The organism is Agarilytica rhodophyticola, assembly GCF_002157225.2.
In the GTDB taxonomy this organism is placed as follows: Bacteria; Pseudomonadota; Gammaproteobacteria; order Pseudomonadales; family Cellvibrionaceae; genus Agarilytica; species Agarilytica rhodophyticola.
The window spans coordinates 1674536-1692892 of sequence record NZ_CP020038.1 but is presented as its reverse complement, the minus strand read 5'-3'; the positions used below and the strand labels follow the sequence as shown (position 1 = coordinate 1692892).

Genomic DNA, 18357 nt, shown 5'->3' with positions numbered 1-18357 from the left:
AATCACTAGAAAATACATCACAAACACGCCGCCACATAAACATAGATCGAATATATGTGGCGGCCTTCTCAATACGAGTAACAACGATCATGAACAGAATACGTACCAACAACCGCCTACACCGTGTGTTATTCACACTGCTACTGTGGATCACCACCACCGTTACCGCCACCGCTGCTGAAGTAGAAACCCTCACCTTTTTTCACCACGATGCTTCAGGCTCCGTCGTCGCCGCCACCAACGACGCCGGCGAAGAAATCTGGCGTAAAAACTACCGCCCCTACGGCGAGCAACAAGAAGGCAGTAACACCAGCGAACCCGTTTCCTATACCGGCCACACCCACGACAACGCCCTGGGCCTTACCTACATGAAAAACCGCTACTACGACCCTCACGCAGGGCGTTTTATGGGGATAGATCCGGTAAGTGTGGAAGACAGTGTCGAAAGTAATCCGCAAATGTTTAATCGTTATGCCTATGGGAATAATAATCCGTATCGGTATGTTGATCCGGATGGGGGGAACCCAAAACTTATTGCCGATTTTGCGCTAAACGTTGCCTTGAACTACGCCACAACCGGAAGTTTAGGCTTATCCAGCGCCTTAGTAGAAACCGCAAAAGGCGCGTTTAATCCCTTGGCAACGGTGAGTAAAGTCAATAAACTCGCCAAGGCTATTCAGCAGGTGAATAAGAAGATTGCTGCGGCGAAGCCGGCGGGCAAGGGTGCAAAGGGTGCAGACAAGCTTTGCTTTGTAGAAGGTACGCTCATTCATACTAAAAACGGCTTGAAACCCATCGAAGAGATACAAGTTGGTGATCTCGTTGCTTCGAAAAATGAGTTTACCAATGAAACTAATTGGAAACCTGTTGCTGATTTATTCCGTAATTACGATAAAGAAATTCTAAATGTTACTTTAGCTGGCACCGAGGATGAGGAATTACTGGGTGTTACGAAAGAGCACCCATTCTGGGTTGAAGGTTTAGGGTGGGTAAAAGCTGGAGAACTTCGGGAAGGCTATGAGATATATAGTGTTAATGGCAACATTTTAACGGTTAAATCGATTGTTCTTGATGAGCAACTACATGATACCTATAACTTTGAAGTTGCTGATTACCACACTTATTTTGTAGGCGAGCAAGGTGCATGGGTTCATAATACATGTAAAACTATAAGTGCATTACAAGACCAAATTACTAGATCGGGAAAAATTCACGGAGACTTAGACGCAGGTATTGTCGATAAAATTCGAAATAATAAAAGTAGTTTAGAAAGCGCAGCTTCGATTTTTAGAACAAGTTTGAAGCAGCGACGAAAGGAGTTTAAAGAAACTTTCGGAGGCGGAGATAAAGGTCACCAGAAACGTATTAAATCAGAGCAAAAAATCCTAGATAAAATAGATCGAGCTTTACGAGAGTTTTAGAGATGAAAATAATAGATAATATGACAGAAGCAGAGTTGATAGATGGTTTTTTGTTTGAATATTGGGAATACAATTCTGAGGATTATGGAGAAGCTCTAAATCAGCTATTATCTGTTCTCTGTAAAAATGTCTCCTATAATAAGGTATTGAAGCTAGTTAATTCACAAGTTGAATCAGCGAAAGTGGCTGGCGTTTGGCTCGCTGCAATGCTTGGTAAGAAGGCCGTTTGCATATTTGATGATATCAAATATTTAATTCGTTCTGAAAACGCAAAAATAAGATATGAATTGATGGAATGTTTTTTAGAGTGTGCAGCTTCCGGGGAGGTAGTGCTCGATCTAGTGAAATGTTTAGATGATGAAGAGTCTGCTATTAGGCTCAGAGCTTTGGACTATTTGAAATTTTTATCCGATGATCAGATTATTTCTGCATATGAATATGCTTTTGGTAAGGGTGATACATACTATAAATACCTTTCAATATTGAGGAGTCAACTTAAGTCAGAGATTACAATAGCTGAAATTGAAGATGGCATTGTATCTGAGGACGTTTTTTGTAAGAGATTTTTTTTTATGGCCGCCGTGCGAGGTGGTAAAGATACTAAAGTGCTGAGTCATTTAGCTCAGATTTCTGATGATACTGATATAAATAAGTATCTTGAGTCCTTTATTAAATAGGATAATTAGTCCCGTAATCCGGGGCTAATTATTTAAACTATAGTAAATACCAACTTATTGTCGTACGCCTCAATTTTACAAGAGCCACCGACAACACCCACTTTATCAGTCGCCCCCGATCTAATCCGTTTGTGGTGCATCACTACGGACAAGGGGATACCACCCAAAGTGGCATACAAGGCTACGATATCGCGGGTCGATCCATAACCGTGGACTACACCCTCACGATTCCCCCAGGGCAAACCCGCAGCATTATGCAATTCTTTGCTTATGCCGGCACCCTGGCCGAAGCCACTACCTTGCAAACAGCCCTTGTCCCGTTAACGCCTGAGCACTTGCAAGGCATGACGGCGCAAGAACAGGCGCAGGTAATCAACTTCAGCCTACCGCTTCAGTAAGGGAAAAGCGCACAAAAAATCATTAGAAAATACATCACAAACACGCCGCCACATCAACATAGATCGAACAGATGTGGCGGTCTTCTCAATACGAGTAATGATTACCATGACTAGAATTCGTACCAACAACCGCCTACACCGTGTGTTATTCACACTGCTACTGTGGATCACCACCAGCGTTACCGCCACGGCTGCTGAAGTAGAAACCCTCACCTTTTTTCACCACGACGCCTCCGGCTCCGTCGTCGCTGCCACCAACGACGCCGGCGAAGAAATCTGGCGTAAAAATTACCGCCCCTACGGCGAACAACAAGCAGGTAGCAACACCAGCGAACCCGTTTCCTATACCGGCCACACCCACGACAACGCCCTGGGTCTTACCTACATGAAAAACCGCTACTACGACCCTCATGCGGGGCGTTTTATGGGGATAGATCCGGTAAGTGTGGAAGATAGCGTCGAAAGTAATCCACAGATGTTTAATCGTTATGCCTATGGCAATAATAATCCGTATCGCTATGTTGATCCGGATGGGGGCAACCCTAAGTTGGTTATAGATTTTGCTTTAAACGTCGGATTAAATTATATGACGACAGGAAGTCTTGGTTTTTCCACAGCACTACTCAATACTGCTAAAGACGCTGTTAATCCATTGGCAACACTTAATAAAATACATAAACTAGGCAAGCTGGCGGTAGCGGTTCAAAAGGTTAATAAAAAGATTGCGGCGGCGAAACCGGCGGGGAAGGTTGCAAAGAAGGGAACCTTGCCTGATGAGGTATTTAAATCGAAGGCACCAAAGCAAACGACTCCCGGCACGAAGACTCTCGAAGGGCAACATATTAACGACAAAGGCAGAGTTGAACCGTGGAAGGCTCACTATGATGAACATGGTCGTCAAATAGGTCGAACAGATTACAATGCTGGAAATAAAACTCAGGGCATTCCAGATACTCATCACCATACTAGAGAATATAATGCTAAATTCCCCGTTGGGCGTAGTACTGGTGATCATATTCCAGGAGAATATCAACCGTGATATACAATAATATTGAAGAATTCCTTGCTTTAAAGCCTCGTCATTATAGATTTTTAAAATCTATAAATTTAAAGAGAAATATCAGTGAAGATAATTGCTCTTTGTATGAAGTTGAAATTGTCTTAAGCAATCTCGGCGATAGCGCCCCTACTGATTTACTAGTACGTTGCACGAATGCATTTGATATTAAAATTGCAAGTGTTGAAGGGATGCCAGGCTTGTTTGTTGATATAGAAGATGTTCGTATCCAGCAGCTTGAGGACGGTGCATATAGAATTGCGGAACAAGAAGAAGGTGCATTTTCTTTTTATTGCGAAGAATTTTTTGCTGAACTGATTTAGCTGTAGTGGATAAAAATTAGCCCCGCAAATACGGGGCTAATTATTTACACTACGGTAAAAATCATAAACACTCACGTTTCCTAACCACGACGCTTCCAGCTCCGTCGCCGCCGCCACCCACGACAACGCCCTGGGTCTCACCTACATGAAAAACCGCTACTATGACCCACATGCAGGCCGTTTTATGGGGATAGATCCGGTAAGTGTGGAAGGTAATCCACAGATGTTTAACCGCTATGCCTATGGTAATAATAACCCGTATCGCTATGTTGATCCGGATGGGGGCAATCCAAAACTTATTGCCGATTTTGCGCTAAACGTCACCTTAAATTACGCAACAACCGGAAGTTTAGGCTTATCCAGCGCCGTAGTAGAAACCGCAAAAGGCGCGTTTAATCCCTTGGCAACGGTAAGTAAAGTCAATAAACTCGTCAAGGCTATCCAGAAAGTTAAAAAAAAGATTGCTGCTACCAAATCCAATAAAAAATTTGCAAAGCAAACGGACTTTGAAATTGTTGATACCAATGACAAACTTATAGGACGTATTGAATGACCTCTTGACTCTCTGAGATCGCCCAAAGCGAACATAGATTTAAGTAGCTCACAGGCAAGCATGGATAGTAGAAAATAGCAATTTATACGAATTGACGGAGGGACAATTGCGTAAGCCCCTCTTGGGATCTGGTTCTTCGGTACCAAAGTCATTAGGCGTGTTTAAAGTTCAGGCAGGAAAATTAATTCTTGGTTCCGACGGGTTGTTTAAGTATGCAAGAATAACAGATATAGCTTCAATAGTACGAAACTACTCCCCAAAAGAATGTATTCCTCGCTTATTAAATTTAGTAAGGCTTCCATCAGGGATGTACTCAGATGATGTTGCAGCCATTGTCTGTGATATTAAATAAAGTAACAAGCCCTACAATCGCAGGGCTTGTTATTTACACAATATTAAAAATCAACTTCTTGCCATACACCTCAATGGTGTAAGGCGCAGCGATCACAAATCCCGCTACCTCAAATTTTAGTATCACCTCTTCTTATTCTGCACATCCCTATTACTTGATCGCATAGACAGAATAAGCGACTCCACCATCAATGAATCGACCTACACCAATTGCAATAGTATGATTCAAGTAGTTGTATTTTTTAGATGATGTTTCAAACACGGGATTAGCTCTAAAATAAAGTGTTCCGTCGTTATTGGTGTGAATATATCCATTATAACTTGAATAAATAATATCACCTTCATCTGTTTCGATTACTGCTCTAACATCTATCTTTGATGTTCTTGCATTGAGCCTCAGCAACCAGTCTCCACCATTTGGAAGTACTCTTCCATTTATTCTAGGCCCTTCTACGACGCCACCACCAATAGGAAAGATTGTTCTACGGCCTAAAGGTGTCTTCCCAACTTCTATTGGTGTGGCTAAGGAAGCTTTTATTTCAAAAAGATACTCATACTCAAGTCCAAACTCTTGTGCCAAAGATGCCTGGCTTAAGCTAAATGATAATATTAAAGTTAGTAATGACATGTATCTTGTGATCTTCATAATCCTGCCTTTTGCTTTTAGCTTGGACGTATAACAATTAAAAATGAATATTTTTGTAATTATACGAACACCTTCAATCTGATATCAAATGAACATGTTAACATTATACAAATTCAATAAACTAGATTTTTATTAAAAACGAACACCTTACTTTTATCACCAAGTTGAATTCAACGACGGAGTTTATCTCAACCTCTTGCATCGCCCTATTATATTGCAACCAACATTAATCAATGTGAGGAAATTGATGTTAAATATCACTCTTTTTTCAAGTAAACGAAGTACTTTGTTTTTACTTATATTCATCATACTTCTACTAGTTAATACACCTAGCCACGCGATTATAGAAAGTGCAGTAAACCTACCTGCGAATAATAAAGTATTATTCATTATGGGGCAGGATTCGTCGACATTGGAAGATTATAAAAACGAAGTTCTTGATCAGAACGATAAAATACCTGTACCTGGAGGTGTCACACTTTATACCTCCATCCTCCCTGTAGCGCTCGATCCTGATAATAAAGCACCTCAAGATGCTGCGATGTATGTATCGGGTATTGAGGGTGCTCCAGTTGATAAAAGTAATGGAGACGTTGATTTTCATACAACACTAGCTACCTACGATGCCGCTAATGATGGCAAAAAAGTAGCTCTCTCAGTCGGCCTTTATCTCTCGGATGAATGGGCGAATTGCAGTAATCAACCGTTACGGGCAATTATTGGTGGTAGCAGGGCAGTACAACTATCAGGGGATCTCAATGCGGGGCAGGATGTTGGAGAAATAAACCAAGTGGATTCTATTTCATATTCATGGAATAATGCAATTAGAAGGATGATCATTTGGTTTAAACATCAACAACGCCCGGTATTTTTGCGTATCGGTTATGAATTTGATGGGCCGTGGAATTGTTACAATCAGGATTTTTATAAAGCGGCCTTTATCCGTATTAAAGATATTATTAATAAGCAAAATGCTAAAAATGTCGCCACCGTGTGGCAAGCTGCAACTTATCCTGATAACGGTGATGCTCAATTTAATTTTGATCCATTTCCTAGTTCAACTAATGTTAATCAAACGCCAATCGCTCACTATAATACCTGGTATCCCATCCGTGAAGACGGCACTGATAATGTAGTAGACTGGATAGGCCTTTCTTATTTTGCCGGGCCTAATTATCTTGACTATCAATGGATGTGTCAGGACTCAACTAAGCCATGGACCATTCCAGATGGTTCACCACGCCATTTACAAAATACCTTATTACAAATAGCTGGTGACCGTGGTAAACCTATATTTATTGCCGAGGCGGCACCACAAGGTTTTGACTTGGTCAATAAGAACTGGAGTTGCATAACATCAAGAAAGGATGATTTGCCAGATTATCAGTTTGACAACGGCCAAGCTATTTGGAATGCATGGTATGTTGATTTTTTTTCATGGATTGAAAGCAACCGTGACATAGTTCGAGCTGTTTCTTATATTAATACCGATTGGCAATCCCAAACTCGTTGGCATTGCACCTCAAAGGCAGAATCCTGTCCTACAGGTTATTGGGGTGTTACGTCTATTCAAGACGACGCTACGGTGTTGCAGAATTTCACATCGGAGCTTAGAAAATCTTTTTATATTAACGGTAGTACACCCAGCTCTTCGCCAGCACCTATCAATAGTTGCCCACCGAGCCATCCTTTTATTTGTGATGGTTTCTGTTATGTAGACCCGTCTCAAGCGCGGTCAGCTGGTTGTACTGCTTCACCGTCTCCAACCTCAACGCCAACTGCTAGCCCTATTCCAACGCCAATACCTATTCCAACGCCAATACCTAGTCCAACGCCAATACCTACTCCAACGCCAATACCTACTCCAACACCCATTCCAAGTACTATGCCAACACCTAGCTCTACGCCGATCCCTACCCCCAGTCCAGATCCCTCAGATACTCCTACACCAGTATTCGTTGACACAACTTGGATGACGTCTGCTGTACCCGCATGTTCTAACCTTTACACAGCAGGCTCGGTACCGACGTGGGGATACCATATTTACACGGAGGGAAATATACTTCAATTTGTAGGTGGGGAACTTTTCGCACGTAATACCTGGGGAAGTAATATTCGGGCAGTATTTTTTCGCAACAATGCTAATGGCCGATTACAACATTTAGGAACCCTTGAGAATAAACGCTCTGGGAATACCGCGACTGTGACAATTCCTGATGATTGGATGAAAGGCAATACTGTTTATTATGTTTCATATGAACGTGCCGTAACACCACTCAAAACGACTCTGGGAGATGCATTGGCCTATCACGACTCCAGTTTGTTTGGTTTTAATAAAGGCTGCATTACAGATATCTATACGGGCACTGCCGAAACATTTGCAGGTTGGATGCGCCTTCAGCATCCACAAGGTTTTTTCAACGACCATAACGTTTTTAATGAGCGTAACGACCCAACCAATAACAGTGCAGGTCATTTCAAAAATGTACCAAGGTTTACAATCACTCTTATTCAAGATCAACCACAAAAAGACTTATTATTTCAGGTTGATTTGCATTATGAATCTTACTCTACTCTCAGTACCACCATCGATATTACGTGGTCAGGAATAGAAGGTGTTGAGGCGCGAGCAGGGGGCAGCCCGAGACACTCTCTAAGTGAGCAATGCGCGCCAACAGACACCTCGGGTAATACTGCCATTTGTAACCTCGGCTCCAATTTTTCTTACGGCCAAAATATCGACTGGGAATTGCGTGTTATCCCAGATCAAAGCGCAGGTTTTAATTTATACTCCCAAATGCTTTACTATATTAAAGGCCAGGGTTGGGGAAAAGAGTCGTCGGACCCGCGAGCATTACTTGGCGGTGAGACCAGCGTCGATACTTTTGGAGCTAACCAATATGAGCGCGCAGCACAATTCATGCAGCATTCAAATACTTCTTCTTTAAAGATTGTTAGGGATTTCGTCGAACAACATGAAGATTTTCGCTTACCTATTGGTACAGATATTACACCAGGTTTTCAAACGTGCGAGAGCTGTCATATTAATGATGGCCGTAGCCAACGTATCTTCAATATCCCAGGTAAAGGTTTGCGGATAGCGCCACCTTTAATAGGTCTTGGTTTACTCGAACGCGTACAGTTTAACGGAAAAACGGGTTTCGGTTGGGAAGGTGACAACAACAGCATTGAAGATTCCGTGCGCTTTGCGTTAAAAACCGATTTTGGTTTGACATTTCCGAGTCCGAAATTGGTAGAGCGACTCACTCACTATTCACAATTCGTCGCGGTACCTCAGCGGGATAAGAGTAAACTTTTTGAAAGAGATGTCATTGCAGGGGAAATTTTGTTTAACGGTCAAATGCTATGCTCATCTTGCCATCAAGAATCTCAAATTATGAATAATGGCGATATTATTCGCCCCTACTCTGATTTATTACGTCACAATATGGGCGACGGCGTATTTCGAACGTCGCCTTTGTGGGGACTAGGGCGAACAGCGGAGGTCGTCGCTTTCAGTATGGATATGATGGTCGACGGCAAACGCAATGCGCAGCATGCCGTTGCTCAGCGTCAGTCTTTACCTGTTGATGAAAGTAAAACTCTATTTATGCACGATGGTCGCGCCAAAGGATTAGATGAAGCAGTACGGGCCCATGGGGGTGACGCAGCTTTAGCACGAGATGCATATATCAGCGCGTCTCAAACTCAACGTAATCAATTGTTGTTATTTTTGCGTTCGCTATAATTTATTTACTGTCTTATTTGCGGGCCATTCAACGCTCTATACATAGTCATTGCACGGCTATCTACAGGCTTTCCTTCTATTAATAATGCTCCAACCTCAGCGACAAACTCCGAAGGGTTTGTCGCTGCGTACGAACTCACACCGCGTGCAATTTTTTTAGCTTCAGGCGTAAATTCCTGCAGTTGGTACTGAAAACCTTGTTCTCGCCCTACCTTTTTGAAGTGAGCAGCATGCATTAATTCATGTGCCATTGCACTTTCTATGGAAGCGCTTACTGTACCTGGAAACTGTTTGTAATCCTCAGGCTTGGTATTTTCGATTAACACTACTTTGGCAGAAGGTAAATACTTCCCTTGCATACCCAACAACTGGCTTTGTACGATATCACCGGAATAAATTGCGGTGCCACTGATGTCAATTTTGTGATGCAAAAATTTTTCTAATACATTTTTCATGGCCAAATTTCTCGTTGCTGATGCTGGCACATGGACAGTAACGCCTAGTTGATTTGCAAGTGCTTTTAGTTGCTTTTTAGCCCTAGTAGCCTCATTTGAGGCTACTAACCTTTCTGAAAGTCTACTAACTGGCTTAGCAATAGACGATTGATTTCTGATAGCCCTGATAGTGCTCTGGTCTATTTGATTTGTGATTCGAATTTTATTGTCTATCTCTTTCTTACACAAAGAGAACGTCAAGTAATTCTTTATAGTGTTTTCTGGTTTTACTAAAGCAGCTCCCACTGTAGGAACATCAGCAGCCGTCCTTGTCCTTGATCTCGACTGGGTCATAACAGGCTCAGTCGCATTTACATAAGAAAGCCATTTTTTGGGCCTATCCTCTTTATCTAATCGCCGATTTAAATGAGCTGATCTAATGCTAAATATTCCAACACCATCAGTGGCCATTAATATATCCGTCACCCGTATTACTAATAATTTTCGCTACTAAATAATTCTACTTATATGTCACAAAAAGTTGATTAAAGTTCGACCGAAAATATGATTATTTTAATCTAGAACAATGAAGCCTAAAGAAGAAAGGGCTCGTATCTGATTATGATTTGATACATATTTAACTTATTGTGCTTGTTACATCTGTGGAATTTTTAACTACCATAGATGAAGGTTTAAATGTAATTTTTTCGCATTGAGAGCCTTGAGTATCGTTATAAATTTGTAAATATTTTTCCGCACCTCGGTAACTCTTTGGCGCTGAATTGGCATAATCATAAACTTCAGCCGTGCTCCGTATAACAGGCTTATCATTTTTCCCCTCTTCTATAGAGAATGACGCACTTACTTTATTCTCGGTTGCACCAATTAACTCGATAACCGAAGGTGCAGAAAAATGCGTCAATTGATTGTGCTCTGGATTTGGGAGCCGAACCCAAGTTTGGTCTTGAGCTTTTTTTATAAATGAAGCACATTTAATTTCTACAGCCCCAGTTTTGGAACATATGTAATCCACAACATCTTGAGCATTACTTGTTTCTGACGCTTGATAGTTTAACGCTTCTTCGGCAAATTCTCTAAGAGCGGCATTTACAATAGTATGAGGCACTGAGATATCTACACCATTATGGCGAATGACGTCACGAGATTCAACTGCCCCCCCTGTGGCTTTATATTTTGATGATTTACTACTCCCATCATCTCCTATTTTTAAGAAAATATTTAACTGCTTCCCTCTTTCCTGAAAGAGAACTTGAGCACCTCCATTGACAAGTTTTCCTCCTAACGTAAATACTTCTTTAAGTTTTGGCTTTAATGTCATTTCGTCTAATGACTTAGGGGTAATCTCTATCATTTTCTTATGTCCATCTTTTGGCACATCATCAGAGATGGAAAATTTACCATAAGAATTTCTGTGTAGAAAAAAAGCTGGAGCCGTAATTGAATCTTGATCTTTTGAAAATGCTTTATTTACTTCACCTTTTGGTGTTATGTCATACTTTTCTACGACAAATATAACATCCTCATCTCTTGTATTGGCCAGTAACCTATCAATATTATCTTTAAGATGGTGGTTTTTATTGATAGCATCTACAACAGGTTGCCTAACTAACGATTTTAATTGTGACATATCATCAATGGAGACATCTGGTTTACGTGTTCTTAAACTCTCCACAGCTTGTGTTTTGTTAAGTGGTAAATCAGGAGCCCAACTGTCTTCATTTTGGTTAGCATTTGCACTTTCAATAGAGTTATTTACGTAAGTGCCTACACTTCTCGATTGGACAAACATATATTCATAAACCTCTTAGTCTAGTGCTGAATTGGTTAATCCAATAAGAATTAAGTTCGATTTAATCGCTTTAAAAGGCAAATCGCGCCTATTGGGCTATTAAGACGTAAGGCATGCCCTCGGTGAATTTTTATCAATTACCGGAGGGATAATAAAAATCATGCTTAATTGGTATTATTTATTACTGATGTCTAAACTGTCTACTTAATAAATAGGCCATGTCAATATACACCTGCTGATTCCACGTATTTCATAAAAGTTAATTTATGCTCAAAATTAACATTTAGTAGATAAATTTTATACTTATTTTTTGTATGTATAATATATGAAAATCCTAAAAATATTTTGTTTAATAAATCTAAATCAATTTACAATACCTAAGATTAATGTAGTTTTAAATTTTTCATTATGTATCCCTTTTACTAGCAAAACTTTGATTTAAAAATTGTTATATAAAGTTCTGGCAATAGAAAGGGCTTTCAGTGCGTATATTTTTTAAATTCTTAAGAAAATTAAAAAATGGGTATAAAAAGACTATTTCAACATCTATTTTAGGTAATATAGTAACCAATGGTATTGAGATAATTTTTTGCACTTTTTAGATAAGCATCTTTAAGCCGTACCATGGTAACCATGTATGGGTTAAATTTCCCCCTTTTGTCACTGTTTCTATTTTAGAACTAGAAAACTATCGCTAGAAAAAAAATGGGAACTTAATACCAACTACGAATACATACGGCTATAGATTTTTTTCGCACTACGTTAACGTGCTTTCTAATTTTCAAAAGGAAAATATATGAATAAATTTTTACACCTAATTATTGCTTTTACTTTTCTTGTTACTAGTAATTCTCCAATCGCTATACCAATTAATGACGTTAATGAATTAGATCGTGGCCATACGAGAATTAATTTTAATGAGCTTCGACCGGATATTATTGTTTCTAATCAATATCAAGCTAGTGGTGTTATCATTAGTGGTTCGCGGGGAATGGATGGAAAAGGAGCTCCCACCGATGTATTTTCTAGCTCTTTGTTTGATTTTACAACCATTGGAATACGCGATAGCCAACTAGACAGTAGTATCATTCTTGACTTTTCTGTGCCTGTTACTCAATTTGCGGCATTTATTATCGACCCAAAACCGGGTAATTTAACTGTTTATGATGATTCGAATAACCTCATTGAGAGCCTTTCACTCACCGAAAATGTAATTGAAGGTTTTGCAGGCGTTAATACTGGAGATCGTTTTATAAGTCGCGCCATCATTTCTGGAAACCGCTTTAGCTTGAATGAGATTCTATTCAATACAGCCAAGCTTAGTACAGGGCTTGAGGTTGATATATCCGTGACATCAGATTGGGGGGAAGGGTATTGTGTAGAACTATTGATCAGCAATACCAGTAGCGACACTATTTCAGAGTGGAGTATCAGCCTAGACACTAATGCTGCAACCCTATCTGAAAGTCGTTGGAACGCGGAATTTTCAGATGTGAGCGGATCTATAATAATTTCAGGCCTATATTGGAATAACACAATTGCGGCAGGAGAAACTGATAACACTATTGGCTTCTGTGCCTATAGAGACAACCCCGATAGCACAACATTACCATTGATCGAGTAAAGAAGAGAATATAGCTACTCTAGTTGATGTCTTCAATTCTTATATCTAGAATAGATGATTTTTGAAGCGTTTTGATTATCGTTAACTATTGTCACGATTTTTCACATAGTCTATTTTTTTAGTAGTAATGCAGACTTCACTAGCGACCAACAAATTCGCCTGATATATTTTTATATCAGGCGACCGTTATTCTACAAAGTCAGCCTATTATGAAGTGGCTAAAAATAAATATCGCTTATAGATTAGAAATGTTACATTCTAAAGTCGACTAACTGGCCACCTGTACAACCTTGTTTGTCGTAGCCAATAACACGCTTACCTTTTCCCTTATTTATCTTAATACTCGCTTCAACATTTTGCCAAGTATGATTATTAGTACTGCCACCTTCAGATATTCCTTTATGATAACCAACATTATTACGCGCAATAACGTCCCCCTTACTATTAAGCACAGCAAAGCAATCAACATGCACAAAGTTTTGGCAATTTGCTAAGTAATTTCGGTTTATGTTGTTACATGATTTATCACACATCCGACCATTATCTCTTAATGCATGTTTCTTTTTTAAAAAAAGTTTGCTCCCAGATGATCTAACACATTGGTCGTTAATAGCGTAGCTGGCACTACTGAACATTAAGGTGCTTAGAATAACGCCACACAACAAAGTAATATTGCTTTTCATAAGTTAGACTCCCACTTTATTTAAGGGTTGAGTGTTAATAATACAATCGGATATATGATCATTTTGTGATTAGCACGACCAAAAATTAATTTTTCTCTTTATTTTCTTACGAAGCTAATTCCATAAAAAAATAAATTCTTTGATATCACCTTAGTTTACTCAACCAAGGGGCTATGATGCTCTGAACTACGGAGAAGGATTATAAATTAAATTAAGTTAATTAAAATAATAGAATGTAGACAAAATATAGAAGAAAGCCGACTTAAATCAAAACCTAAGCCTCGTAAAATAATTATCGCGACAAAACTATGCAAATATGATTTTAAATAGACGTAGGAAAGAACCAAAAAAAAATTATGAATTAGTACTTATCAGTACAACCATAAAGTAATCTACTTATAGTACAAATATTTATATATTTTTTTAACAGCATGAATGATAAGAGTTTTAACTAGTCCAATCATTCCCATCTATTAAAACAAACACTAAATGATGATTTATATGCCCCAAAAAATAATAAACTAACATATTTAGGCACGACACATACTCTTTGCTTATATTTTCAACCAGCCATTGAAATCGAAAATTAAATCTAATAGAGATTTTGATAGTGATGAAACCCAGTAGAAACTCTCCCCTTCCATATGAAGCTTTAACAAGTTTCATAAATGCATAATTTTCGAAAGAGAAAAAAAACTGTAATTATTATTAAAATAAAAACGTAGATGACACCAAAAACAACAACTGTAAATCGGTCTAAAATCTTATTTTATAAGAACCATAATTATGCGAGCAAATAACATATATTTTATTGAAAAGCTCCGGCATTTTAGCTCAACTAATTAAAGTTCATATTAGCAGATATTCCATATGTTTTTCACATTGTGGCAATTATATAAAATTGCCTGCCGGCCATATATTATCTAGTAATATAACGACTTGTTTTATAAAAAGTCATCTCAACTGGTACTATTAATTTTCGGGATTAATTAGTGATAGTCAGAATCTCTACACTTAAGTTTTTTAATAATTTTTTAAAAAAATATTGCTAACGGTTATCATTTCCATAAAGACCAGCGACCAATTACTACATGACTACTAATTTAATAATCAGCAAATGTATTACAATGCCACAATATTATCTCTCAAGACTTTTTCGGTTGATGTACTAGCACAACTCTACTTTAAGCAAATATAATGAACATCTAGATAAAAAAAGATACACACGTGAAAATAAAAAATTGTTTTATAAATAATTTATTAACACAACTAAAACTTCACCCGGAATAATATGAAAGAAAACTAACACTGTTAATACTTTACAGAAACAGAATTTACTAAAAACTTATTTATCAAGATATATTGTGACAAATAACATCAAAAATTTAAAATTAATTTTTCTTAGAATTTATATTTTCTTAAATAACATCCGGCCTAATAAATATTTTTTAGTTTAGCCACCTAAATTTAACATCCCAAATAGGAGAAAATGTGTACAAAAATATTATATTTATCTTATTCATAGTTTTTATTTTCAATCAAGCTCATGCGCAAACCACATTTGGTTCTGAGTTGATCAGCCATCAAAAATTTGGTGATGGGCTTATGGTTGTATCCAGCAAAATTGTTCCGTTATCAGGCACTGTTAGCAATATGTTTTTCTATAACCGGGAGGATAAGCCCTGGGAAGGAAATAGGTGGTATGAGTATGACTGGGAAATTCGCGGTAAGCTCCCGCGAAATGGCTGGTCGCAAATCCGAGTTCGAAACCATCGTGGAGGCCCGCTACGAGACGCACCAGAGAATACAAGAATGGATGTAAATCTTGGCCAAAAATTCTACAACTATATATTAATTCGTAGAGGGGATACCTTAATTTATGATATTCGTTATAACTTTGATCATAAAACATATGATTACATGAATCCATTTAAGCATGGAAAGAACTCAAGATCGGTACTAACTAATGGACCACGATTTTATAAAACCGGAAAGAATGTAAAAAATATTCCCACAAATAAACGTCTAGACTTTAATTTAGGTATTACTGGATTCAATAACAATTGGGCAGGAAAACTACCAAAAGGAGCATTTAGTAGAACATTCCAAATTAAATATGCGAGATTTTACCAATTTAAGTCATCTAATTCACATAAATTAAAAGCAAGACCTTTCTGGTTCGATGAATTTAATGGCAATCATATAGACTATAGCAAATGGCAAGTTGCTAACTGGTTTTCAGGTAATACTCAATTCAGGCCAGAAAATGTCAGTGTATCTTCAGGAAAATTACACTTAAAGATAAATAGAGGTCTGTAAGTTTAATCCGTGCCTGTCGTTAAAAGAGGATAAAATGAGCAGGCACAAATACTATCTAATACAGATTAACTAAAATCTGACGACGATAGCGCTATATAAGTAGTATTATGAATCATTACAAAAAACTTTTAAGAAAAAGAATCTTCTGCTAATTTTTTCCAACCATGAACATTGAGTGGACCTAACTTTCTGACCATAGTGTTGCGAAGCATAGAGCCTAGAAATGATTGGGTAGCTTTTATCTTTTTCAATGGTGCATCGGAAGTATTTAATACCCAGGTATTTTTCTCCTCGCGTCGCAGCTTATAGGCTTCTGCCACTTCTGATATTGGCGTCGTTGCCAATACATCAGACAAACACATAACATCCTCAAAAGCACCGGCAGCTCCCTGTTGGAGCAATGGAGAACAAGCATTCCCTGCATCACCTATAAAAATAACATTACCTTTATTGAGGTACGACCTAGTGACAGATTTCAATCTCCCTGTGACTATATCTTCATTAGATAAAGTAGTTAAAAGTTGAGGTACACCATTGGCATAATGTTGAAAAATAAGTTTAAGGTTTTCAAGCGACTTACTTTCAGTTGTATATATTTTTTTAGGATCGTATATATGTGCATAACAATAAAGTTCATCAGTGCTGATTGGGTACATCATAAATAAATCTGTGCGACCAAGCATATAAATGGGGTTTATCCCATGACAGGGAGACCTGGCGATAAAACGCCAATTCGTCATACCATAGTCAACAATGGTTTCCTCTTCGGGGAACGCCTGCTGGCGTAATAAAGAGTTTATGCCTTCTGCAGAAATTAGTAAGTCAAATTCATCATTGATTTCATTATCGGAAAAGCTAACATGTATTGTACTGCCTTTTTGTGTAGCATTCTCAATTACTGTACCATAGTGAATATTTTTCTGAACATTCGAAGCGAGAGCGTCAAGGAGCTTCGAGCGTGTAAGAGCTACAAACACTTCATCATTAAAAGGATATTCATTTAAGTTACTGGACGCCAAAATTTTACCATTTGGCTTAGAGTAAGTAATTTTCTTTACCTGGTGAGCCTGTTCAAGAACTACATCTCTACAACCGAAATGCTCCAATAGCTTTACCGCATTAAAAGGTAAGGCAATTCCTGATGTATTAGTTCGCATTCGATCTTTTTTTTCCACAATGACATAGTCTATTCCCGCTATGTCTAACCTTATTGCTAAGGCTAAGCCAGCTATTCCTGCACCAGAAATCAAGATCTTGGGTTGCTTCATGATAAATTCTCTATCAAAAATAGTAAGGCAGGAGGATACTAAGATATACACCTAATGGAAAATCTATAAATTGGGTATATAAAAAACATCAATGTTTTAAACAAGTATTTATCTGAATTACGTGAAAATGTCAAAGCTTGCTCACATATTCATATCATATCAGCTTAATAACTTTGCAGAGCTGAATTTGATGCCTATAAATGTCAGTATAATAATAACTTGGTTGGCGCTATCACTTCGCTTGAAAACCTCCATCAATACTTAGAATATGACCTGTCACAAAACTCGCCTCCCCTGATAACAACCATGCAATTCCATTGGCAACTTCCTCAGGTTTACCGAGCCGATTCATGGGATGAATTGCACTTATTATTTCTTCATTATAATTTTCATCATCGCCATCAAGTTGTTTGTCAATAATATCAGTTCTGATAGCGCCAGGGGCTGCCGCGTTAATACGAATACCTTACTGCGCATGATCAATATAGCTGCCGATTTTGTTAAACCTACGACTCCGTGTTTAGTCGACGCGTAGGTAGCGGCCCATGGTATACCGTTGAGACCAGCAACGGATGCTACATTGACAATAGCGCCCTGCTTTTGTTTTAGCATCTGAATAATTTGATGTTTCATACAATAGTACAAGTCTACAAGGTTAGTGTTCACCATGGCACTATAATTATCGCTATTTGAAGCATCAATAGACACTACTTCACTGGAAATCCCCGCATTGTTGACTGCCATATCCAGCTGACCAAATTCTTTAATAATCGTTGCTATCAAACTTTTAACGTGATCTTCATTAGTCACATCATTTTGAATGTATTGAGCCAATGTATTGAACCTTGCCCCCCCCCCCGACAAGCCGCGCCACAAATTTCTTTAGCCGCTGCCTCTCCCACATCTCGCCTTCGACCGCTAATCACAACATGGATACCTAAACTCGCAAGTTTAATGGCTGTGGCTTTACCAATACCGCTGGCTCCGCCGGTAATTAATGCTACTGTATTTGTCACTAAATTCTACCTCGATTAATAAAGATAGA

Annotated in this window: 16 protein-coding genes and 1 pseudogene; 8 read left to right on the top strand and 9 right to left on the bottom strand. The window is 38.6% G+C overall.

What is annotated here, in order from left to right:
- The first annotated feature begins 89 nt into the window (after positions 1-89).
- A complete protein-coding gene (locus tag BVC89_RS07125) occupies positions 90-1421 on the top strand; it encodes a polymorphic toxin-type HINT domain-containing protein (RefSeq protein ID WP_086930523.1) in 1332 nt (443 codons plus the stop codon).
- A 2-nt stretch (positions 1422-1423) separates the two neighbouring features.
- Entirely contained in the window at positions 1424-2098 is a 675-nt protein-coding gene (locus tag BVC89_RS07120; RefSeq protein ID WP_086930522.1) for a hypothetical protein, read from the top strand.
- Positions 2099-2130: 32 nt separating this feature from the next.
- Here BVC89_RS07120 and BVC89_RS07115 read toward each other — a convergent pair whose 3' ends face one another.
- Positions 2131-2403, bottom strand: a complete 273-nt coding sequence (locus BVC89_RS07115) for a hypothetical protein (RefSeq protein WP_086930521.1) — start codon at positions 2401-2403, stop codon at positions 2131-2133.
- Between the two features lie 199 nt (positions 2404-2602).
- On the opposite strand from BVC89_RS07115, the gene BVC89_RS30130 reads away from it, so the two are divergent.
- From BVC89_RS30130 to BVC89_RS07095, 3 genes and pseudogenes are all read left to right on the top strand, one after another.
- A complete protein-coding gene (locus BVC89_RS30130; RefSeq protein ID WP_216825105.1) occupies positions 2603-3535 on the top strand; it encodes an RHS repeat-associated core domain-containing protein in 933 nt (310 codons plus the stop codon).
- The gene (locus BVC89_RS07100) at positions 3532-3876 is read left to right on the top strand and encodes a hypothetical protein (RefSeq protein ID WP_086930520.1); all 345 of its coding nucleotides are present in this window, start codon (positions 3532-3534) and stop codon (positions 3874-3876) included. Before BVC89_RS30130 ends, BVC89_RS07100 begins: the two co-directional genes overlap by 4 nt.
- A 127-nt stretch (positions 3877-4003) precedes the next feature.
- Positions 4004-4429, top strand: a pseudogene (locus BVC89_RS07095) (RHS repeat-associated core domain-containing protein); the annotation flags it as partial.
- Positions 4430-4931: 502 nt separating this feature from the next.
- On the opposite strand, the gene BVC89_RS07090 reads toward BVC89_RS07095, so the two are convergent.
- Complete coding sequence (locus tag BVC89_RS07090) at positions 4932-5426, bottom strand: DUF3237 domain-containing protein (RefSeq protein WP_086930518.1); 495 nt, start codon at positions 5424-5426, stop codon at positions 4932-4934.
- A 247-nt stretch (positions 5427-5673) separates the two neighbouring features.
- Between BVC89_RS07090 and BVC89_RS07085 the strand changes: the two genes are divergently transcribed.
- Positions 5674-9174, top strand: coding sequence for a di-heme oxidoredictase family protein (locus tag BVC89_RS07085; RefSeq protein WP_086930517.1), 3501 nt, complete (start codon positions 5674-5676; stop codon positions 9172-9174).
- A gap of 5 nt (positions 9175-9179) precedes the next feature.
- Here BVC89_RS07085 and BVC89_RS07080 read toward each other — a convergent pair whose 3' ends face one another.
- Together BVC89_RS07080 and BVC89_RS07075 are read right to left on the bottom strand one after the other, a co-directional pair.
- The gene (locus tag BVC89_RS07080) at positions 9180-10094 is read right to left on the bottom strand and encodes a hypothetical protein (RefSeq protein ID WP_158657820.1); all 915 of its coding nucleotides are present in this window, start codon (positions 10092-10094) and stop codon (positions 9180-9182) included.
- Positions 10095-10245: 151 nt separating this feature from the next.
- Entirely contained in the window at positions 10246-11418 is a 1173-nt protein-coding gene (locus BVC89_RS07075) for a hypothetical protein (RefSeq protein ID WP_086930515.1), read from the bottom strand.
- 796 nt (positions 11419-12214) lie between these two features.
- Here BVC89_RS07075 and BVC89_RS07070 point away from each other — a divergent pair.
- Positions 12215-13042, top strand: a complete 828-nt coding sequence (locus BVC89_RS07070) for a cellulose binding domain-containing protein (RefSeq protein WP_086930514.1) — start codon at positions 12215-12217, stop codon at positions 13040-13042.
- A gap of 251 nt (positions 13043-13293) precedes the next feature.
- On the opposite strand, the gene BVC89_RS07065 is transcribed toward BVC89_RS07070, so the two are convergent.
- The gene (locus BVC89_RS07065; protein WP_086930513.1) at positions 13294-13725 is read right to left on the bottom strand and encodes a hypothetical protein; all 432 of its coding nucleotides are present in this window, start codon (positions 13723-13725) and stop codon (positions 13294-13296) included.
- Between the two features lie 1491 nt (positions 13726-15216).
- Here BVC89_RS07065 and BVC89_RS07060 point away from each other — a divergent pair.
- A complete protein-coding gene (locus BVC89_RS07060) occupies positions 15217-16044 on the top strand; it encodes a hypothetical protein (protein WP_086930512.1) in 828 nt (275 codons plus the stop codon).
- A 128-nt stretch (positions 16045-16172) separates the two neighbouring features.
- On the opposite strand, the gene BVC89_RS07055 is transcribed toward BVC89_RS07060, so the two are convergent.
- The 4 genes from BVC89_RS07055 to BVC89_RS30520 form a co-directional block, all read right to left on the bottom strand.
- A complete protein-coding gene (locus BVC89_RS07055; protein WP_086930511.1) occupies positions 16173-17312 on the bottom strand; it encodes an FAD-dependent monooxygenase in 1140 nt (379 codons plus the stop codon).
- 232 nt (positions 17313-17544) lie between these two features.
- The gene (locus tag BVC89_RS30530) at positions 17545-17730 is read right to left on the bottom strand and encodes an SDR family oxidoreductase (protein ID WP_281260994.1); all 186 of its coding nucleotides are present in this window, start codon (positions 17728-17730) and stop codon (positions 17545-17547) included.
- Positions 17682-18146 carry an SDR family NAD(P)-dependent oxidoreductase gene (locus BVC89_RS30525; RefSeq protein ID WP_216825104.1) on the bottom strand — a complete coding sequence of 155 codons (465 nt, stop codon included), beginning with the start codon at positions 18144-18146 and terminating at the stop codon, positions 17682-17684. Before BVC89_RS30525 ends, BVC89_RS30530 begins: the two co-directional genes overlap by 49 nt.
- The gene (locus BVC89_RS30520) at positions 18119-18328 is read right to left on the bottom strand and encodes an SDR family NAD(P)-dependent oxidoreductase (protein WP_216825103.1); all 210 of its coding nucleotides are present in this window, start codon (positions 18326-18328) and stop codon (positions 18119-18121) included. Before BVC89_RS30520 ends, BVC89_RS30525 begins: the two co-directional genes overlap by 28 nt.
- Positions 18329-18357: the final 29 nt, after the last annotated feature.

What these genes read in the sequence shown, in the direction of transcription:
- BVC89_RS07125 (WP_086930523.1), top strand. Translation starts at nt 90, where the DNA reads ATGAACAGAATACGTACCAACAACCGCCTACACCGTGTGTTATTCACA.
- BVC89_RS07120 (WP_086930522.1), top strand. Translation starts at nt 1,424, where the DNA reads ATGAAAATAATAGATAATATGACAGAAGCAGAGTTGATAGATGGTTTT.
- BVC89_RS30130 (WP_216825105.1), top strand. Translation starts at nt 2,603, where the DNA reads ATGACTAGAATTCGTACCAACAACCGCCTACACCGTGTGTTATTCACA.
- BVC89_RS07090 (WP_086930518.1), bottom strand. Translation starts at nt 5,426, where the DNA reads ATGAAGATCACAAGATACATGTCATTACTAACTTTAATATTATCATTT.
- BVC89_RS07085 (WP_086930517.1), top strand. Translation starts at nt 5,674, where the DNA reads ATGTTAAATATCACTCTTTTTTCAAGTAAACGAAGTACTTTGTTTTTA.
- BVC89_RS07075 (WP_086930515.1), bottom strand. Translation starts at nt 11,418, where the DNA reads ATGTTTGTCCAATCGAGAAGTGTAGGCACTTACGTAAATAACTCTATT.
- BVC89_RS07070 (WP_086930514.1), top strand. Translation starts at nt 12,215, where the DNA reads ATGAATAAATTTTTACACCTAATTATTGCTTTTACTTTTCTTGTTACT.
- BVC89_RS07065 (WP_086930513.1), bottom strand. Translation starts at nt 13,725, where the DNA reads ATGAAAAGCAATATTACTTTGTTGTGTGGCGTTATTCTAAGCACCTTA.
- BVC89_RS07055 (WP_086930511.1), bottom strand. Translation starts at nt 17,312, where the DNA reads ATGAAGCAACCCAAGATCTTGATTTCTGGTGCAGGAATAGCTGGCTTA.